A 21,407-nucleotide genomic window follows, 5' to 3' on the forward strand; every position below is an offset into this window, starting at 1 on the left:
TAGTTTTATTTAATCAGCTATATATTAAAAAAAGATTTTATATAACTATTACAGCTAAAGTAGCATACTAAACGATAAGCTTATGGCTTACATTGCAGGGGCGTTGCATATTGCATAGGTAAATAATGTATGAATAAACAAAACTAAGCTTGTGGCTTAATTAGGTTTATCGGCTTTTAGCAAGGTTACAGCCTATTAAATTAAATAAGATTTATGTACTTTTCGTTGACCTTACCTGGACTTGATATTCTTAATATTTATGAAAAATAATTTATCGCTTGTTAGTCACATTATCTGCTTTGTTATCCTATTTATTGGAACTATTGCTCCAGCTTATAGTAATGAATCGCCTTCAAAGCTCATTAATGAATACTCGGTTAAAATGCTGACCGAGGAAGATGGCTTTATTTCTTCTGAGATATATTCAATTATTCAGGATAATCAAGGGTTACTCTGGTTTGGTACCGCTGAAAATGGCGTTATGCGCTATGATGGTCGAAAAATAACCCTGTTTGAATTTGATAGTATGAGTTCAAACGGTTTATCGCATAATGATGCTGGAAACCTGATGTTGGACCACGCCGGAAATATATGGATTGGCACTTGGGGCGGAGGCGCTAATCTATATGAACCAAAAACAGGAAGCTTTAGTAACTTCATTCATGACCCGCTTCGCCTTGCTTCTATTTCATCTAATCGAATTCAATCCTTGTTTCATGACCAAGAGGACAATATTTGGTTAGGGTCATATGATAAAGGGCTAAGTCGATATCTAGGTAATAATACCTTTGAGCATCTTACAAAGACTGATAATTCGTCATCAAGTTTATCTCATAATAGAATATGGGATATTGAAAACAACAATAGTAATAGCCTCTGGGTTGCAACTAGCTTTGGCTTAAATTTATATGATAAAACAACGAAAAGCTTTTCTCATTTTTTCCCAGCGCCAGAAAATAAAACACCAACAGGTGCAAATGAAATACGCAATATTTTAAAAACGTCAAACGACAAGCTTTATGTCGGTACTCAACAAGGACCATTTTCCTTTGATAAAGAAAATGGTCTTTTTACACGATTAAAAACACTTGATAATCAATATTTAGATCAAGTAAATTCTATGATAGAAGACCAAGAGGGTTATGTCTGGTTCGTCACTAGCAAAGGCTTATTTCGACAATCAAACACCGGCCCTCAAATCGAACAACTTGACCTTGGCAATAACGATGGTTTGAGAATAATTTTCGAAGACAGCTCTAAAACCATCTGGGTCACTAGCGAAACTAACGGTATATATAAGTTAGTACCACATCGAAAATTCAAGTCAATTAATAGCCCTGAACTGACCGCACCAAATGGAATAACAACAGATACTAATGGTGATCTTCTCATTGTATCTTCGTCATCGCAGTTATATAAGTGGCAGATATCATCACAAAAGCTAGCGACATTATCAGCACCCATCTTTAGTGATAAAAATGGCTATGGCGCTAATAGACTATTAGAAAATCCTGTTATATTTCTTGATGCTAATAATAGTTTATGGGTTGCACAAGATGAAGGTTTAGCTAAATTCAACTTAGACACTTTGCAAGTTGAGTTATTAACCTACCCTAAAACAGATCCAAACCATAAAGAGTTCAGGGAGTTACGAGCCCTTAATATGGACCAATATGGACATCTTTGGATTGGTACTTATAAAAATGGTGTCTATCGCTATAACCCTTCGACTAAAACCTTTACGCATTTAAATGAATCTTTGGGATTGTCTCATCCCGAAGTTTTAAAAATATTAAAAGATAGTGAACAAAATATGTGGGTTGGCACCGGTAACGGTGTAAATCTTTGGCAGGGGGACGAACAAAAGTTCCTCTCATTTAAAAGTAATAAAAATAAATCTAATAGTTTATTAGGAAATATCGTCCAGGATATCCATCAAAGTAGAGATGGAAAAATTTGGATTGCTACGCAAAAAGGACTCAATTTATATCTTCCAAAAACAAAAACCTTTAAACATTTTGGTAAAAAAAATGGATTACCTACCTCTTTAATCCGTGCAATTGCGGACGATAAGAATGGTCATTTATGGCTAACGACCAATAAAGGCATCTCAAGATTAAACCCTTTATCAGGAAAAGTGGCTAATTTTGACAGCTATAACGGCTTATTAGGAATAAATTATTATCCAAATAGCTTAGTAAAAGGTGCAAATGAGACACTTTTCACCAGTAGCCAACGCGGTATTGAGTATTTTAGCGCTTCAGATATAGAAACAACCAGTGACGAATTCAATCTTGTTTTAACCGGCTTTAATAAAATGGGTCAGCCGATAAAGCTTGATAGACCTTATTCTTATGTCACTGATATTGAACTGACTTATCATGACTACTTTTTCTCTTTTGAGTTCTCTGTTTTAGATTTTATTTCACCTAACAAAAACAACTATGCTTATAAACTTGAGGGCTATGATGATAATTGGATTGAAGTAGGTAATAGAAATATTGCTTCATTTACTAATCTAGATGGAGGTACATATAAACTGCTTGTCAAAGCGACAAATAGTAGCGGTGATTGGGGGAAGAAGTTACTGTCGATTAACTTGTATATATCACCACCGCCTTGGAAAACCTGGTGGGCATATAGTTTATACGTATTATTAACCTTAATTTTTGTATCTATTACTATTTATCTAAGAACGCGTTTTCAGCAGACAGAAATAGATAGACAAAAACAATTTGTTTTAACACTTGAAGAACAAGTAACTGAGAAAACAGCTTCCCTAAAGACGCAGGCTAAGGACTTAATTGCAGCATTAAAAAAATCTGAAGAAGCAACACAACTCAAATCAGAGTTTTTAGCTAATATGAGTCACGAAATAAGAACACCAATGAACGGAGTTTTAGGCATGCTAGGATTACTTATTGATAGTGACCTAACAAAAGAACAAGCCCAAAATGTAAGCATAGCCAATACCAGTGCCCACACTTTATTGACACTTATTAATGATATTCTTGATCTTTCAAAGATTGAAGCGGGTAAAATAGAACTAGAATATATAGATTTTAATTTACGTAATTTGGTGGGAGAGCTTGCCGAGTCTATTTCACTTATCGCGCAAAGAAAAGGCGTTGAAATCATACTTGATTTAACCGGCATACCCTGTTCTTTCATAAATTCAGATCCGGGGCGAATACGACAAATTCTGACTAATATTTTAAGTAATGCTATTAAATTTACCGAACAAGGTGAGATAGTCATTAAAGCTAAAGTCGAACCTGCAGAAAAAGAGCATCACTTTATATTCAGTTGCGAAATTCAAGATACCGGTATTGGTATTCCAGATGAAAAAATATTTTTACTGTTTACCTCATTCAGCCAAGTTGACGCTTCAACGACAAGGAAATATGGGGGCACGGGCTTAGGGCTAAGTATAACCCAAAAATTATGTAAGCTACTTAATGGTGATGTGACGGTCTCAAGTAAAATAGGCAGTGGCAGCTGTTTTAAAATAACCTGCTTAGTACAAGAAAGTGAATTATCGACTCTGGTAGCACCATCGACAAAAGACTTAAGCTTAAATATTCTAATTGTCGATGATAATAAAACTAACCGTGAAGTACTTCGTAGACAATTAGAGTGTTGGGGCATAAAGGTCACTGACGCTAAAAACGCTGAAGAAGCTTTACTTCATTGTGACAAACGTTTCTCTTCATCAAACACGCCAATATTTGACCTTGCATTAGTGGATATGGAAATGCCATCGATGAATGGAGAAGCATTAGTTAGAATAATCAGAGTAAATAAAAACTATGATGCCATGAAATTAGTAATGATGACGTCAATCGATGAAAAGCAAGACGCTCAACACTTTACAGAAATAGGCTGTAGTACTTATTTTCCTAAGCCGGCAACAACCCGCAATTTATATAACGCTTTGGCGGTTATCAACTATGATGCTGATGCATTAATTACGGCTCATAACAATATCGACCTACCGACTATAAATAAACCCAACATTAGTGAAATGAAAGATCACTGGCCTGAAAAGATGCGGGTATTACTTGTTGAAGATAACAGAGTCAACCAAATGGTAGCATTAGCTGTATTAAATAAAATAGGCTTGATAGCCGATGTTGCGGTTAATGGTATTGACGCTTTAAAGAGCTTAAAAGAAGCCGCAATGAGTAAACCTTATACGCTTATTATTATGGATTGCCAGATGCCAGAAATGGATGGTTATGAAGCGACCAAGAGAATAAGAGCAGGAGATGCTGGTAAAGAAAACACTTCAATTCCGATCATTGCAATGACAGCTAATGCGATGATTGGTGATAAAGAAAAGTGTATTAAAGCGGGAATGGATGATTATTTAACCAAACCAATAGAACCACTTCTTGTACTTGAAAAGTTAAAGTTATGGCGACATAAATAAAGATATTGACTGGCTTGAGCAGTGATTAAATTTAGAGTAACGGTGTTTAGTATTGTACTGTTTATTTATTACGGCTACATCTAGTTTAGTTTGTGTTACAGAGCACATTAGATGTATTCATTAAAAAGTCCTGTGTAAAAATCAACGTAAAATTAAGCCATATATAATGTGGAAATTAGATAGGCATTATCATCAAATGCAGCTATGCGTCATTTTTAGTCGTATGATTGTGTTACCGTTTGTTCATTATAAAATTAACCTGATCTGCCATGTCATCTTCATTCCAAAGAAAGCTTGATTTATTAGACCATATTCCACGTTATCCTCAGAAGATTTCCACAAGACAGTTGCTTAACCGCCTTGAGTCTGACGGCCATGAATATTTAATGATCAGAAAAGTACAGCGAGATCTTGAATCTCTTGAAAAGCTTGGTATGTTCGGATTAGAAGTGGATAAACGTTCAAAACCATATGGGTGGTCAATAAACTTGAACTGGAAAAAACTTAATATCTCTTTAATGGATGCGAACTCTGCCCTCGCCTTCTCTACCTTAAAAGAAGTCGCCAATGAACTATTACCGGTGTCAACTTTAGACGACCTTTCTGCATACTTTACTAAAGCTCAAACAATACTTGCAAGTGAAAAGTCACCGTTAATTTCTCATTGGAAACGCTCTGTAGCACTTATTAGTAGTAACAACCCAGTATTTTTACCTATGCCAGATAAACTCGCACTCAGTGAAATAAAACAAGCAATTTTTCATAAAAAACAGATAAATGCTGATTTAAAGCGTTACCTCGTTGCCAACCAAAACCCTCTTTGGAAGCGTTACCGTAAAATAAATCCCCTAGGATTAGTGCAACGTGAAAATATTATGACCTTAGTTTGTTCTTTTGGTAGCTTTCACCAAAAAGTATATAAATTTCCCATTGCTTTCATAAAAAATGTCGAAGTAACTGATGACAAATGTAGGCCTCCTACAGATTATGATTTTGAGATAATCAAGCAGTCCTACTTTTCGTCAAATAGCACCAGTAATGAAATAGCATTATGTTTATTGATAAGAAAAGACAGCCCTTTTATTCTCAGTAATGGTCAATTCAATCAAGATCAAACTATTACAGAAACAGATCAAGTTGAAATGGTTAAGCTCAATGCAACCGTTTCAGATACGCCAAAATTGAAAGCGTTTCTGCGCGGTATGGGTAATACTATTGAGGTTTTAGAGCCGCTTTACTTAAGAGAATACTTCAAAGAATTAGCATTAAGTTTATTACAAAAATACCGTTAACCGATCATAGTTATACGCTAAGTTATTAATTAAATTTTTAATAACTGTTTATAAAATAAGACTCAATGTGCTTTATTACCCTTTATCTACCAAGTCATTGCGTAACGTGTTCACTAAATTGATTGATTAAGCCGTTGCAGCTTTCTAACAATTGCCGGTATATCGGTAAAAGAAGGGCTATTCGTTAGAAACTCTAAGTGCTCATGGTCAGAAATAAAACTTAAATCGTCTCCAACATAAGATTCACCTAGTTCATTTAATGCTGTTGGACTTTTTTGATTTGGTAGTGCTTTTGTTGAAATACCCGAAGCAATAATTAATATCGTTAACTCTGTTGTTAGCTCAGGGTCAAGCGATACACCGGCAACAATTAAGGCTGAATCATGTTTTAGTTTTTTTCTCACGTTGTTCACTAAACCGTCGTAAGTTGATAACTTAATATCGTCTTTTTTACAGCAAATATGAATAATAATACCTTGGGCTGAATCAATGTTTTCAGCTGATACCAAAGGGTTGTTGAGTGCTTGCTCTAGGGCTGCAAAAGCATCTTCTTCTGTTTCGGCTTTACCTACTCCCAATACTGACTCTCCTTCAAAGGATAAGATTCTAGCAAAATCATTAATATCAACATTCATGTGCCCTGTTTGCGTTAGCATTTGTACCAAAGCAGTTAATAAATTATTGAGTACGTCATTACTTTGTTTAAAGGCTGAAAAGAGCCCAATATTCTCCCCTAAGCCTTTAAGCAACAAGTCATTAGATAAAGTAATGTAAGCTTGTGCAGGCTCTTTAATAAGCTCGATTCCCGCAGTCGCATAGTCCATGCGCATTTTACTTTCAGAGCCAAAAGGTAAGGTCACGACAGCAAGGCAATTAATATCTAGGTCTCTCGCTAACTTTGCAATAAAGGGGCTAGCACCAGTTCCTGTACCGCCACCGAAACCTGCGGTAATAATAACAATATCACTGTCTTCAATAGCGGCTTTGAGCACTTCTTCACTTTCTTCAGCAGCCTTAAGTCCTATGGCAGGATCAGCACCTGCTCCATAACCATTAGTCAGGTTTTGTCCAATTAATATCTTACTTTCAACCGTAGAGTGATTCAGTACCGCCAAATCGGTATTAACGGCAATTAAGTTAACCATGCTACTTAAATTATTTTCATGTAGCATGTTAATGGTATTACAACCACAACCGCCAACCCCTATCACCGTAATAAGCAAGCCTGGTCGAGATGTTAATAACTCTTTCATTGGGGTAAACCTATCAAATTAATCTATAAGCTGAGCATAAACCACCCTCACGACAAAAAGTGTCGCATAAGGTATTTTCGCTGGATGATGTGATGATGTGATGATGTGATGATGTTAGGGAGTTTAACGGCCACGCATAATAATAATAATAAACTGTAAATCTAGATAATTAATTAATCTCATCCGATAGATTGAAAGCTAAGTCGACAACTCACCATAAAAAGACAGACAACCTATAAAAGGGTGTTAGTTTTAATCAAGCATTACCCTTGTTAGATGTAGTGCATCTAGCGCAAACTAACCGTATAATGCCATACCACTAAGAGTGTACTATCAAGGCCTTGTTTAATGTCATCGACTAACCAAACCCGTTTAGTAGAACTTGCTGAGCCAATAGATAATCACCAGCACTTCAAAATATTTAAGCCCTATGGTTTTTTAAGTCAGTTTTTACCCGAATCACGAAAGACAAAACATCTGCTTGGTGAACTATTTAATTTCCCCAAAAAAACGATGGCTATTGGGCGATTAGATCACGACTCTGAAGGGTTATTGTTACTAACAACCGACGGAATGATGAGCTACAAAGTAAGAAGTAAAGATATTGAAAAAGAGTACTATGTGCAAGTTGATGGAGAAATCACCTTAGAAGCATTGTCACAGCTGCAAAATGGTGTTGATATAATTTTAGACTGTATACTTGAAGAATACCCTTAATAGTAAACTTAATTTTTGATAGAAATCCCATTTTTGATTACCCTAAAATATCATCATAACTATCAAAAACTTGATAGTCATGTATCTTAATTTTTATCGCTATTCTTTGACCCAATGTTAATAAAAAATTGCTATAAAAGCTCAACTGTTCAAACGACAAAGATAGGTCTCTATCAATACTACTCAGTAAATAGTGAAAGCCATGTTCGGTGATAGAGATATTATCAACTTGAACATTATTTTTTTCAAAACCACCCTCATAGTATTCAATAGCTTGGGACTTTAATAACAATTGCAGTTTTGGAGAATATTCTTTGTATTTCACTGTATTCTCCTCTAGATCAATATCTTCAGTTGAAGGTAATTCTCCAACAGCTGATTGAAATTGGCCATTTATTGCTTTTACAGGTATCCAGCTACCCAATTGCAAAAAGTCAGCAACTTGCCAACTGTTTGGTGATTGACAAACCTCGGCAGGACTGCCTATTTGAAGGATACTTCCTTTGTGCATTACTGCAATTTTATCAGCAAAAGTAAATACTTCATCTTTGCTATGAGTAACAAATATCGCACTCATTTTTAATTGCTTTAAAATTTGGCGCATTTCTAACATTAATTCATTGCGTAAACGCGCATCAATATTTGAAAAAGGCTCATCAAGCAATAATAAGGTAGGCTGAGGCGCTAAAGCTCTAGCAATCGCAACTCTTTGCTGCTGCCCACCAGATAATTGATGTGGAAATCTTGCTTCTAACCCAGTTAACTTAAGTAAGTGGAGCAAATCAGTCATTCTAGACTTCTGTTCACTTTTGGGTAATTTATTAATACCAAAACAGATGTTCTTTTCAACAGATAAATGAGGGAACAAAGCATAATCTTGAAAGATCATACCGATATTGCGATGTTGAGGCTCTACATGGCTAAAGGGCGTGATGGTGAGCACATTTTCTTGAACGACTAGATTCGCACTGTTTGAATTATTTCGCTTTATATTCAATTCACCCGTACTGGGTGTATTAAAGCCCGCAATAGTGTTAAGCAATGTGGTTTTTCCACAACCACTAGGTCCTACCAATCCAAGAATATCACCAAAATTGAGTGTTAAGTGAGTGTCTGACAATATAACATTATTATGTAATTTAACCGAAAGTTGCTTAACGCTTAATAATTCATTTGCGCCCATTTACGATAACTCCTTACTTCTGTTGAGCCAAATAATAGGTAATAGGCCTAATAAAACAATTAAAATAGCACTCAAGGCTCCCTGCTCAAGCATTTCGTCCGATATTAATTGATAAATTTGTATACTCAAGGTATCAAAATTAAAGGGCCTTAGTAATAATACCGCTGATAGTTCTTTCATTGACTCAACAAATACGAGTAACCATGCTACAAAAATAGAAGGCCTAAGTATTGGCAGGTGTACCTTTTTTAACATTTGTCCTACACCCACCCCCAAACTTGCAGGGGCAAGATCAACAGAATGAGGTATTTGTTTGATACCACTCGATATTGTTCCATTAGCAATCGCTGAAAAACGAACCACAAAGGCAAATACGACAGCAAAAATAGTGCCTGATAATACTAAACCGGGCTCTTTAAACTGGAGAGTTCTTGCTATATCATTAATAAAATGATCTAGGGGTCCAAAACTGGCCAATAAAGCCATGGCTAAGACTGTTCCAGGCACAGCATAGCCAATCCCCACTAAACTTGAAGGAAGTATTCGCCATTTATCGATGCTTAATCGATGATATAAACCCAATAATAATGCGAAAAAAGTGACAATAGTTGCGGCATAAAATGATACTTCAATACTGTTAAGACCTGGTGAAACTAGATTGGTTAACTGAGCCATATTGCTGTATTCAACGGCCATTATAACAAGTAAAGCGAAAGGTAAAAGAAAACCCGCTAACACTAATATCCAACAAAAACCGCTAATAAAGAGTTGTTGAAATAATGATAGTTTAATAATTTCAATATGCTGATTGGGTCTATTCGATTGATGGTTTTGACCCGCCCTTGCACGTTGCTCTGCAACGACCACAAACAGAATTAACAGCATTAATATACTGGCTAAAGCATTTGCTGTTGCTAAGTCATCATAGCCCAACCAAGTATCATATACCGCTGTAGTAAGTGTATTTACCGCAAAATAATTTACCGTAGCAAAGTCAGCCAAGGTTTCCATAAGGACTAAACTTGCTGATATCGCTATTGCTGGTCGCGCCAAGGGTAAAGCAACGCTTAAAAAACTTTTTGTTGCTGACAACCCTAATAAACGTCCAGCCCTTAATAAGTTTTGATCTTGTTGCTCAAGTGCAGTACGCGTTAACATATAAACATAAGGAAACAACACTAAAGAAATTACAATGCCAGCTCCAGGTAAAGTGCGTATATCAAAAAACCAATAATCACTCGGCGACTGCCAATCAAACCAGCCACGCAAAGTGCGCTGAATAGGTCCTGCGTAATCAAACATATCAGTATAAAGATAAGCAACTAAATAGGCGGGCATAGCTAAGGGCAATAAAAGTAACCATCTCAGAAACTTTTTACCAAAAACGTTGGTATGAACAATGAAAGCCGCACTAAAAGTACCAAAAACTAAAGATAAAAAAACGACCAACACACCTAGTACTAACGTGTTGGATATATAGACAGGTAATACAGTTTGCCAAAGATGGGAAAACAAATCACTTGACGAACCCAAACTCGCAAATAGCATAACTAATACAGGTGTTATGAGTAAAAATGCTATTAGCCAGCAGACACTTCGCCAGAGTTTGTTTTTTAACGGGGCTATCAAGAAATAATGATCATCTTTTATAAATCAAATTTAGCTTTATCTATAAGTTTAAGCGCTTCTTTTCTATACTTTGCGATCGATTCTAACGATAATGAATCCGCTTTAAAATCACCCCATGAGGCAACTAAATTAGAGGGCATCACATCAGTTCTCACTGGGTATTCCATATTCGTTTCAGCATAAAGCTTCTGTGCATCTTTTGATACCAAAAATTCCATTAACGCTTTAGCATTTTCATTATTAGGTGCATATTTTGCCATGCCCATCCCTGATATATTCACATGAGCACCACGGTTATTCTGATTAGGAAAATTAATGTATACCGAATCAGCCCATAACTTTTGCTTTTCATCAACCAACATTTTGCCAAAATAATAACTATTACCTAACGCTATATCACATAGATTTTGATGAATGGCTTGTACTTGTCCTCGGTCATTACCCTGAGGTTTGCGGGCCAAGTTTAGTTTAAATTTCTCTAACCAAGTGAGGGTATCAGCTTCACCATGGGCTGCAATCATAGAGGCAACAAGTGCAATATTGTATGAATGTTTACCGCTTCGGGTACATATTCTTCCTTTGTATTTAGTGTCAGCTAAATCTTCATAATTAATATCTATAGCACCCAAACGTTTAGCTGAGTATATATTACGTACTCGTGTTGTAAGTGCATACCAGGTATTGTCTGTAGCACGATATTGACGAGGAATGACATCAAGTAGTGTTTTCGAGCTATAAGCTTGCAGTAGATCACGGTCATGCAATTCAATGAGCCTACTAATATCCGTTGTTAGTAATATATCTGCGGGGCTATATTTACCTTCTCGGGCAAGACGTTCCGCCATGCCTTTTTTAGCAAAAATAACATTGACTTTAATCCCCGTTTTTTCTGTAAAAATGTCAAACAGCGGCTTAACTAAAAATGCCTGACGATAGGAGTAAACATTCACCTCATCATTAGCTTGTAAAGATGATGAAATAAATATAAAGCCAGCAAAAATTAAGAATAAATTTTTTCGGATCGACGTTATTTTTTGCATTATATTACCCTGGCAATATAATGCCAGTCCCAATCGTAAATGTTTATAGGCTGGCAATATTAAAGAAAACATTATAATTTGTCAATCCATTTGAGAATAATTCTTATTTAGATTGCTGTTCTATAAGTAACTTCGCCTAAGTGAGAGCAAGCCCCCGAATATATTGATGAGTTTCATTTTAGATTTGGACACTAAAGTTTTTCAATTATTTGATATCTATAAAGCTTAAAATAATACTTCTAAAGTAATTATTTATCAGTGATAGTTTGGTTTGTGTACCTTATTGCAACTGATCATTATAACTAAAACTTAGGGATAAAATTTAAATTAGCTACCGTTGATGTGCTAAAAAAAACGAAAGCGAAAACGTAATTTTTTATACACGTTGATAAAAGGCTGTGAATATATCCCAATCAACGACTTATGTAATTCACCTTCTTTACCTATGCCAAAAGACAACGGTCCCACCTCAGAAGCGCGTATAAAACAGTTAAACAAGCGATCCCAAAGGGATAAAACTGTACCAAAGTTTTTATCAAAATGCTTAGCGTTATCACTGTGGTGAATTTGATGCTGTGCAGGGCTTAAAAATAGACCTTCCAATTTATTCCCCCAACTTATCCTGATATGACTATGACGTAAGTTTGAGCCCATAATATTAAACGCAAAGACAAAAACATTGGCGCCAATAATATCAATCATTTTTAATGTGGGTCCGAATAAGTAATAACACAAGCCAACAACAAAGCCCTGAGTTAATGCCATACGACAAGCATAAAGATAATTTTCAACGGGGTGTGAGCGATATATAGTAAAGGGTGTTAGTACTGTTGCTGAATGATGAACTTTGTGAAACTCCCACAAATAATGACTTTTGTGTAAACAGTAATGCAATAAGAAACGCGTAAAATCATCAAAAATAAATAATAGTATGGTAAAAACGACCATAATACTTGCCGATGATAGAGTAAAGTGATCTATAGGCCCAAATAACCATTCTATTGCTGATGAAATACCTAAAGCTACAGGTACCATTGTTAAAATAATAAAGGGAAATAATGCTGCCTTAAAAAGTTTATTTACGATAAACAAGGCATAATCATTGACTGCTGAGCGCGCTAAAAAAACTTTTTTAGGAAATAAAAAGCCTACTAACCCTAGTGGTTTTTCTTGCGTTGAACCAGACTTCAGCACCTTCTTTAAATTAATAAAATACACTATGCTGGCAAATATTAATGCTGATAAAAGATAGCCCCAAAATAATCGTTGATTAGGATCAAGGATATAGAGGGCTAATTCTTTAAAATTTGAGCTGAGAAAGTCCATAAATAACTTTTCTTAATAAGGTTACAAATAAAAACGATAAGTATAACACTTAACGCTTTTATTTAATCTTAAACACTATTAATGCTAATTAGAAGCTATATTGATAACCAATAGAAGCAGTTCTAGGTTTACTAGGTCGGGCTCCATAAGGACGTCGACTGACTATTTCTTGATCATCGAGTAAGTTATCAAGTTTAAAGTAGATATTGCCCATATCTCCTAGTTCATAACTTGCAGCCAAATCAACGATAGTTAACGCTTGAGTTGTTACGCCAGACAAGAGAACATTTTCACCTGATGCTTCTTTCATTTCATCAATGTAGCGAGTGATTAAATTAACTTGCCAATTATTAGCCGCCAAACCGATATCAAGTGTTAATTGATTTTCAGGTAAATACGGCAACGTATCTCCTACGTTAACGTCTCCCCACATACTAAAGTCAGAGCTAAATGCACTATCAAACTCGCCTTTGGTGTAGGTATAACTCAATAAAATGGGCAAGTCATAATCCGCTGATAGCTCATAAGTATGTTTTGCACTCAGTTCAAGGCCTATAACACTTGCTTCACCACTGTTAAATTCTCCGTCCGTGTTATCTTGACAAAGTGAGGCCGTTGAAAATGAGCAACTTTCTTTCAAATTCTCTATATCGTTGTAAAATATAACCGCTTCAAGTTGGCTACTCTCGTCATGATAACGAGCACCTAATTCATAGTTGATACTATTTTCAATTTTCACACTTGTTGGCTCTTTTGGACTCGTTGGCACAAAGCCTTCATGAACACCAAAAAACACCCCTGAATATTCAGATAATGTATAAAATCCACTTAAACTTGGTAACCAAATATCTGTGCTTTTCTTTTGCCATTCACCTTCTTTACTTGGCGCATCGTTTTGGTAGTCGGCCTTTATAAATTCACCACGTAGACCTAAGGTTAAATCTAATGCCCCTAACGTCATCGTATCTTTAAAAAAAACAGAAATAGCCGTAGTTTTTTCTGTATTTGTATCTCCAGCAAGTGTTGCACTACCATCACTCACTAGTTTACCTGAAGTTATTGTATAGGCATCAGTAGTGTGGCGTCGCTCAATTTGGTCTTGATGAACCCTAAAGCCAATATTAAAGGCATGTTTTGCATCGAAAACCTCTTGGTAAAGGTAGAGCTCAGATTGAATACCTTGCGAATAATACTCTCTTTGGTTATCACCTAGTATAATTTTTTCATATTCTCTTTCGGTGTCACGTTGGCCCGTTAACACCTGATAAAACGGTGCATTAGCGTCGGTTTCAGGATTCGTTAAAATATTTTGTAAATCAGTAACGACTGCTCCTGCTTTAAAACCCTTAATTTTATCCCATGAACGCTCAAAGTCGTTACGGTATAAGCGAGTCGTTATATCAAAGTTATCATTACCAATAAAATGCGTAAACTGTACTTGCTGATGCTCCCAATCCATTAAATCTTTTTGGCTGACGACATAACGGCGATTAGCATTTTGCTTAAAATCAGTGTCTGTTAATCCTAGGTAGGTTTCATGAGACTTTTCATTAGCATAGGCTAGCTTCATTTCAACAATTTGACTATATTGGCTATTAGACAAATTATATTGAAACTTAGTCATAATATCGTTTTTATCAAATCCAGTATCACCACCGCCGTCTAACGTTTTAAAACCATCCGCTTCGATATGCACAGCATCAATCAAATAGCCAAAGTTGCCATTAGTAGTGCCAAAGTACGCTTTTGTTTTAGCATATCCGTCAGCTCCAAAAGCAAGGTCTATTGCACCTTCTTTGTCCTTGGGTATTTGACGTGTTGTCATGTTCAATGCACCAGCAACAGTATTAGGTCCATACTTAATTGCAGAAGGACCTTTAAATACTTCTAATGCCGTCATTTTACTGACCATCGGAAAGTAATAGGCTGCAGGTGCAGAATAAGGTGCAGGACCGATTAATACACCATCTTCCATGATGGTGATTTTTTTACTGCGCTCTGGTGTCGCACCACGAAAGCCTATATTGGGTCTTAAACCATAACCATCTTCTTCGCGAATATTGACGCCAGGTACGCTATATAACACACGGTTAATATCGTCAAATTTGAATTTTTGTAATTCAACTTCACCAATTAACGTAGCGGCACCAGCTTCAGTACGCAATTTATCATTATGGCCAATAATTTGAACACGTTCAGTGTATTCAGCAGGGGTGTCGCTAGTACTGTCGTTAGCATTAACATTAGTATGTAAGGTAAAGGCAAAAACAACCGCAATATATTTATGCGCGTTAGTATTCATTAATCGTTATCTCCTGCGGAAGTCGCGGGTAATTTCAGCGATAAACTGGTAATAAAATCTATTTTTAGTCTATCCGTAACTTGTTTAACATCGGCATGCGTTTGTGTTACTTGCGCTTCATTATTAACAAGTGCGTCAGCTAAACTATTTTGGTAACTCTGAACACCATCAATAGCTAGTTGAACGTCTGTAGACATTGAGTCTGCGGTATCTGGGTCGCCAACGTCAATTAAATAATGTGTAAAACCAGTCCCCGTTTTGCCTGTTAAAAGTTTTTGAAATGCCAATAAGTTGTTTTCAATATTAGTGACAGAGTGATGTGCATATACTGATTCCACAACGTCAGGACAGGCTTGTGAGCCACAGCTATTAGCCTGAAGCCCCAGCGGAGTCGCTAACTTGCCATCTTTAGTGAATGTATCTAAATAAAACAATCCATCGCTGATCAAATTAATCGCTTCTAATTCAGTGCTAAATTGGCTGCCTATACTACCTGCCGCTTTTAGCGTACTTGCATAACCATTATTGCCAGACCAGGCGGTTATTAATTCTTTCGCACTATTATTAACATCACGTGCAGCTTCAAGTGCAAACTCACAACGCGCTATTTTTCGATATCCATCTGTTTGATTGTCCCAATTTTCAGGCTGAGTACTTGTCATACAACTATGATTAAGTTGCTCGTTAAACAGTAAATATTCTATCGCTGCTAAGCCACGTCGAGAAGGGGTACGTTGAGCAATATTAAATGGCTGTCCATTGACAACCCCTGCTTTAAAGTTTACCACTTCAAAATCAACAGAGCATGAATTAACCACAGGCCACGAATAAATTTTATCACGTAACAATCCTTCATTATCAGTTAAAGGACCCACTTTCATGACTTCGGCTTGTTGCCATACATTCATGGTGTTACGCCATGCCGTCCTTGCATTATCACGTGTAGCGTTAACTTGCTCAGTAGTTGCATTGCCTAGAACTATATCTTTTTCCATTTTGCAGTAGGCTGCTATCTCTGGGATTTGTGTTGCTGATACTGTAGCGAATTGTTCAAAAACGGGGGTGATTATATTATCAGTAATGTTTTCAAGTAACGCTTGTTGATTAAAATTACTGCTGGGATTTGGCGCAGGGTTTGGCGTAGTTGCTAAACTGGTACCAAAGCTTTCACCACTACTACTACTGGTACTTTCCCCGCAAGCACTCACTAATAAACCGGCAACGATGGCTATAGAGAGTGCGGTGTGATTAATGTTAACTGACATTTTTTAACCCTATAATGTAAATAAAATGAATGTTATAGATATTAATGATTTTTATTAGTGAATAATCTATAAAGATCATTCACTAATAAAAAACAGCCAAGCCTTGAGTTGAAACAACTTAAGGCTTGGTTTGTTATTAACTTAAAATATTACCAGTTAGCAACGTTGTCAGCATCTAAGCCCAGTGCTTTTTGCAATATATCACGCGCTTTTGCTAAGTCAGCAATGTAAGTAGTTACAGCCGTTTTATCCGCAGAGCCAAATGGAAGTAATACTGGTTTTTGTCCAAAGTGAACATGGATCTCAGCAAATTGTGCATCAGTGATCGGCGAATAAGGATTAAATTGTAAGCCTAATGCAAAACCTTTCATTTCAGACCAGTGCTTAGCAACATTTTCGTAGTTATATTCATCGCCTGATTTAGCTAAATCTGCACGAAGATCATTAATATAATGAATAACAGTAGCAGCAATGGCTTTTTCCCATGCATTAACAACATTATCACGCTGTGTTTCAAGTGCGGTTGTTTGCTCTGCTGTAAACACAGTCCCTACATTATCATTGATGATTTTACGAGCCGCTAAAAAGGCTTCCATGGCATCTTTAGTAAAATCAGTTGGGTTAGCATTAGTTGAAGAGCCGATATCACGCTTAGCTGCATTAACCGAGCTACCTAAATTGACTTCTGACGTTAAATCAAAAAGAGCATCACCATCAGTGTCGTGTTTACCATTCCAATCTGCGCGGCCTGTCGTTGCATCATCAGCTTTAACTTTTCCAGCAATTTCTTTATCGGTATATTCTAAGTAATTGCGAGCAGCGCCAAAATAACCAAACCCTTCATCAAAACCATGTTCAAGGGCAGTATCTGCTTTGCCTGTACCGCGAGGATCGATATTGTCTATGGCTAAGCCTTCATCTAAATAATCATCAGTGCCCTGCGAATAGGTGACGCTCATCAATAAGAACTTTTGAAGTAATTGTTTTAAGTCAGTACCATCTGTATTGACATAAACTTTAGTGATTGGGCTGTTTGTCGCTTCATCGAGGCGAATATTCGCATCAACCGCGTTATCAGCCAATTGGTTAAAATAAGCATCGACTAAGGTTTCTGGTGTCATGTTAGCGCCCGCGCCAACAAAACTAGTACCATCAGTCCAGTCTTTACGCATACGACTAGCATCACGACCGGCTATTTTACCGTCTAAAGATTTAGCGCTCGAAGAGATATCGGTAATGAATGGTTGTTTCGTATCAGATAAGAAGTTTAACGAAAAGTTGTTCTCATATTGATTACTCGTGGTACGGAAATATGAATTTAACTTATCAAGTACAGCTTGCTTATCTATAAATGCATTCGCGTCTATGTCAGCTTGTAAACCACTACCAATATAATGAGCTAATTCAGCTATCAAAGCATGACGAGCAATTTGCCCGGTATAACCAACACTTGATTCACCTGCGATTATTTTACTTTCAAATTTATAAGTATCTAGTAAGTCATTAACAGTAATAGTGAGTTCTTTTGAATATGAAAGACCACCATTGTCTGTAACGGTAATATTGGCAGCTAGTGATTCAGCATTTTCAAAATTTGCCATTGTATCAGCTTTCAAACTTAATTCATTACCCGTAACAACAAACATGTCGCTATCTGTTGTAAAGGTAAAGGTATCACCTGAGTTTGCATCAGTCGCAGATAATGTTCCAATAGCTGCTCCGACAGAATTTTCATCTACTGTAATATTAGTAATCGTGACATTTGTTGGAGCCGAATTAGTTGGTGTAACAGGATCTGAAGCTGGTGAACCCCCACTTGAACCACCACATGCTGATAAAGTTAAAGATGCTACGATTGCAAGCGTTATAATATTAGTTTTCATGAAAGACCTTAATGATGTAAAAGTAATGTAAATTTAAATGTTGCTTTTTTATTGGAGTAACCTTAACACTAATATTAATACGAATCGATATCATTCGTAAATATAATTCATTATTAAACACTTCAAATCATTTGAAATTTGTAACTTAGATAAAGTGTTTGTTTCATCTGCCAAATTTAAGAAACTAATTTCTTTAATTACAAACTTTCTAATCAAAACGAAAAACCCAGTTATTACTCAAATTAAAATGAGCCAGTTAAATGCAACGCCTAATTTTGAACCTCTTTAAAACTCAATTAACATCAACGATGGACTTCAATATTTGATTAAGTATTTTCTCAGCTCAGCAATTATATCTGTATTTGTTAGTGGTTCTACTAGGCAAGTTTATAAGAGGAGCTAAAATTAAATAAATCGTTCAATTAATAACATACTAAAGAGATAAAACAAGAGGTTAAATATAGGATAATCATAGATTTATTGATATTCGAATTTTTATACATACTTATTAATTCTCCAACCCAATAACAGATTATATGACGAAATAGAATTACAGTTCGTATTCATCAGTCCCAAATTTAAACGTTTTTGGAGTGACAGTGAAGCGTTCAGTAAAATGTTTTTAAGACCACTCTGTCAGGTAGCAGGTGTTCGATATCGAGGAATTGGTCAAGCGCGAAATACCTATGGAAGCCAACTTGTCACAGCAGGCATTAATTTAAACTGAATTGCCAAACTAATGTGGCATAGCAGCATTTAAATGCTAGAAAAACATTATGGTCGATGGATGGAATCAGAAATACCAAATATGGCTAAACAAGTATCAAATAAACTAAGAGATAAAAATGATCTAGCAGCGAACCATAAAAAACAAGAAAGCCTATAACTCATTAAGTTATAGGCTTTAAATTTGGTGCAGATGGAGAGACTCGAACTCACACGACCTAAGTCACCACCCCCTCAAGAAGAAGGGTCAGAATACAATTTAACCATTACAATACAAATGGTTAGTGCGTACTTTAGCACTTTTAGGGTAGTGAAAAATCAGTAAATCAAAGCAAATATGGAAATAAAGGAAATAAAGGAAATCAATAAGTTACTATTTTTTGTTTTTTAATAACTACTGTATAATGGTTCGTCTTTTTAAAGTGTTATACCAAATACATTAATTAACCACCCAAATTTAGCCAGTCTCTAAAACACATGTTTTTCACCCGTTTTATATCACTTCTAAAGCTATTCCATGCAGCACTGCAAGATTCAATAATATCGTGATAATCTTTAAAACACTTGTTCGCTAATTCATTTTGCCGTAACCACTGCCATACTTGTTCAATCGGGTTTAACTCAGGTGAATAAGCAGGTAATTTGAGGATGCTCACATTATCAATTTCATCTACAACATTCTCTGTATGCCAACCCGCACCATCCATTATGACGACACTATGTCTACCTTTGGGCGTTGCTTTTGATATTTGCTCCATATGGATCTTCATGCCTTCTTTATTTGAAAATGGCACGACCAAAGCTTCTGTATTTCCATTAGCTGGACAAACTGCACCAAATATATAGGCGTTTAAAAACTGTTGCTGTTTGACCGCTCTAGGCCGACTCCCTTTTTTTGCCCAGAGCCTCGTGGTTGTATTCTGTTGACCAAACCTTGCTTCATCTTGAAACCAGATATCTACACTATCTAGGGCTTGATCTTTAGGGAGCTTTTTGATCAATGTTATTTTGAATTTTTTTAAAATCATCTTGGATTTCTTGAGATTGCTTAGGATGACGAGAGCGGCTTGTTATCCAAGAAAAATTAAGTGCATGCAATAACCTGTAAACATTCGTTTTACTGTATTTAACGCCAAATTTTTCATTAATAACTGAAACAAGTGTTTCAGCATTTAGTCTACCACCGCTCTCTTTTATGCTGTGGGATTGAACGTATTCTTTAAGCTCAGATAATTGAGCTGTTGTGAGTTTAGAGCGTCGTCCAGACCTTGGTTTTTCATTTAATCCATGAATACCATGATTAAAGAAATTCTTAGCCCAATCATTGACAACTTTCCTGCTTACTTTCAAATATTTAGCGGCTTGGGTTCTATCAGCTCCGTCTTTAATGTGTGATAAAGCTAATAAACGAATTCGCATTCTGCCATTGCTTTCTTGAGCAATAAGCGTCTTTAAATTAATGGGTTCTAATTTCTCAGACAATTGTTTTTGAGTAATATATTTCATACCTGCAATTAGATCACAAAATTAGTGTAATTGGTATTACTCTGTTTTTTCCAGCGTCTCTAATAACTTCTTTTAGGATAAAGTTTAGCCCAATTCCGGTCTAAAATCGCTCAGAGAAAATATTTAAATATAATAAGATCATTTAAAATTAGACATAAATTAACAAGCTTATACATAACAATATAATCTTAAACTAAATGGCACGATTATGATAATACCCTATAATCAAAGGGTCAAAATATAGGCTTAGATTTTTATGTACGTTTTAATGTACATAATAGTTTTAGGTTATCCCTCCCCTTATCAATGCGCTAAACATAACTAAAGTTTTCATTAAGCATTATTTAATAATTTTCATTTTAACTTCTAAGTACATTTCTCAGGAGTATAAAAATCAGCGACCTGATAGATTTACTTACCGCTTCATATTTTAAAGCTTATGAAAAATTTTTAATGTCTAAGTGTAATTTGACAAAGAAGTATCATATTTTAGACCCATTTGGACAGGTTGCTATGGTTATAATATTTGTTTGTAAAGACGGTTTTTTTTATTTACAGACATTATTATCCACGAATACTTTATGACTTCAATTAGCTAAAAGCTGACGTTAGCTTTTGTAAAATAACAAGCATATTAGGGGGCAATTTCAACCAGAAATCACTAGAAGTCTGAGGGACTGCTGAAAGCTCATTATAGCCGTTTGTATTTCACATATTAACGCTAACTAATATCACAATATAGGCATTGAACATTAAGAAGTTAATGTTGATTCGGATTAGATTTTGTATCGATAGCAACTTAAAAAAGCCGATTTTACTGACATGGGTGGCAGGAGATACCTGTATTAATTAT

11 protein-coding genes and 1 pseudogene are annotated in these 21,407 nt (G+C 35.9%); 3 read left to right on the forward strand and 9 right to left on the reverse strand.

Features of this window, described 5'->3' with window-relative positions; translation table 11 throughout:
- Window positions 1-259: 259 nt before the first annotated feature.
- Complete coding sequence (locus ESZ26_RS15620) at window positions 260-4,432, forward strand: hybrid sensor histidine kinase/response regulator (RefSeq protein ID WP_146800392.1); 4,173 nt, start codon at window positions 260-262, stop codon at window positions 4,430-4,432.
- Between the two features lie 269 nt (window positions 4,433-4,701).
- Complete coding sequence (locus ESZ26_RS15625) at window positions 4,702-5,724, forward strand: helix-turn-helix transcriptional regulator (RefSeq protein WP_146800393.1); 1,023 nt, start codon at window positions 4,702-4,704, stop codon at window positions 5,722-5,724.
- 113 nt (window positions 5,725-5,837) lie between these two features.
- On the opposite strand, the gene ESZ26_RS15630 is transcribed toward ESZ26_RS15625, so the two are convergent.
- Window positions 5,838-6,977 (reverse strand): cell division protein FtsZ, encoded by a 1,140-nt coding sequence (locus ESZ26_RS15630; RefSeq protein WP_146800394.1) that lies wholly within the window; start codon window positions 6,975-6,977, stop codon window positions 5,838-5,840.
- 348 nt (window positions 6,978-7,325) lie between these two features.
- On the opposite strand from ESZ26_RS15630, the pseudogene ESZ26_RS15635 reads away from it, so the two are divergent.
- A pseudogene (locus tag ESZ26_RS15635) lies at window positions 7,326-7,661 on the forward strand (pseudouridine synthase); the annotation flags it as partial.
- Between the two features lie 70 nt (window positions 7,662-7,731).
- Here the strand turns inward: ESZ26_RS15635 and ESZ26_RS15640 are convergent.
- The 8 genes from ESZ26_RS15640 to ESZ26_RS15675 form a co-directional block, all read right to left on the reverse strand.
- The gene (locus ESZ26_RS15640; protein ID WP_146800395.1) at window positions 7,732-8,877 is read right to left on the reverse strand and encodes an ABC transporter ATP-binding protein; all 1,146 of its coding nucleotides are present in this window, start codon (window positions 8,875-8,877) and stop codon (window positions 7,732-7,734) included.
- On the reverse strand, window positions 8,878-10,425 hold the full coding sequence (locus ESZ26_RS15645; protein WP_146800396.1) for an ABC transporter permease: 1,548 nt from the start codon (window positions 10,423-10,425) through the stop codon (window positions 8,878-8,880).
- A gap of 98 nt (window positions 10,426-10,523) precedes the next feature.
- Window positions 10,524-11,546, reverse strand: a complete 1,023-nt coding sequence (locus tag ESZ26_RS15650; RefSeq protein WP_146800397.1) for an extracellular solute-binding protein — start codon at window positions 11,544-11,546, stop codon at window positions 10,524-10,526.
- A gap of 345 nt (window positions 11,547-11,891) precedes the next feature.
- Window positions 11,892-12,872, reverse strand: coding sequence for a sterol desaturase family protein (locus ESZ26_RS15655; RefSeq protein ID WP_146800398.1), 981 nt, complete (start codon window positions 12,870-12,872; stop codon window positions 11,892-11,894).
- Window positions 12,873-12,960: 88 nt separating this feature from the next.
- Entirely contained in the window at window positions 12,961-15,174 is a 2,214-nt protein-coding gene (locus ESZ26_RS15660) for a TonB-dependent receptor family protein (RefSeq protein WP_146800399.1), read from the reverse strand.
- On the reverse strand, window positions 15,174-16,439 hold the full coding sequence (locus tag ESZ26_RS15665) for an imelysin family protein (protein ID WP_146800400.1): 1,266 nt from the start codon (window positions 16,437-16,439) through the stop codon (window positions 15,174-15,176). Before ESZ26_RS15665 ends, ESZ26_RS15660 begins: the two co-directional genes overlap by 1 nt.
- Window positions 16,440-16,588: 149 nt before the next feature.
- Window positions 16,589-18,322 carry a DUF4856 domain-containing protein gene (locus ESZ26_RS15670; RefSeq protein WP_146800401.1) on the reverse strand — a complete coding sequence of 578 codons (1,734 nt, stop codon included), beginning with the start codon at window positions 18,320-18,322 and terminating at the stop codon, window positions 16,589-16,591.
- 1,169 nt (window positions 18,323-19,491) lie between these two features.
- A protein-coding gene (locus ESZ26_RS15675) for an IS630 family transposase (RefSeq protein WP_395881386.1) occupies window positions 19,492-20,554 on the reverse strand; the annotation gives its coding sequence in 2 pieces (ribosomal slippage) (window positions 19,492-20,067 and window positions 20,069-20,554; 1,062 coding nt in all).
- Window positions 20,555-21,407: the final 853 nt, after the last annotated feature.

The sequence above is a fragment of the Colwellia hornerae genome (assembly GCF_007954355.1).
In the GTDB taxonomy this organism is placed as follows: domain Bacteria; phylum Pseudomonadota; class Gammaproteobacteria; order Enterobacterales; family Alteromonadaceae; genus Colwellia_A; species Colwellia_A hornerae.

Bases quoted from the DNA above. Each gene is read 5' to 3' on its own strand.
- ESZ26_RS15620 (WP_146800392.1), top strand. From the start codon at position 260: ATGAAAAATAATTTATCGCTTGTTAGTCACATTATCTGCTTTGTTATC.
- ESZ26_RS15625 (WP_146800393.1), top strand. From the start codon at position 4,702: ATGTCATCTTCATTCCAAAGAAAGCTTGATTTATTAGACCATATTCCA.
- ESZ26_RS15630 (WP_146800394.1), bottom strand. From the start codon at position 6,977: ATGAAAGAGTTATTAACATCTCGACCAGGCTTGCTTATTACGGTGATA.
- ESZ26_RS15640 (WP_146800395.1), bottom strand. From the start codon at position 8,877: ATGGGCGCAAATGAATTATTAAGCGTTAAGCAACTTTCGGTTAAATTA.
- ESZ26_RS15645 (WP_146800396.1), bottom strand. From the start codon at position 10,425: ATGCTATTTGCGAGTTTGGGTTCGTCAAGTGATTTGTTTTCCCATCTT.
- ESZ26_RS15650 (WP_146800397.1), bottom strand. From the start codon at position 11,546: ATGCAAAAAATAACGTCGATCCGAAAAAATTTATTCTTAATTTTTGCT.
- ESZ26_RS15655 (WP_146800398.1), bottom strand. From the start codon at position 12,872: ATGGACTTTCTCAGCTCAAATTTTAAAGAATTAGCCCTCTATATCCTT.
- ESZ26_RS15660 (WP_146800399.1), bottom strand. From the start codon at position 15,174: ATGAATACTAACGCGCATAAATATATTGCGGTTGTTTTTGCCTTTACC.
- ESZ26_RS15665 (WP_146800400.1), bottom strand. From the start codon at position 16,439: ATGTCAGTTAACATTAATCACACCGCACTCTCTATAGCCATCGTTGCC.
- ESZ26_RS15670 (WP_146800401.1), bottom strand. From the start codon at position 18,322: ATGAAAACTAATATTATAACGCTTGCAATCGTAGCATCTTTAACTTTA.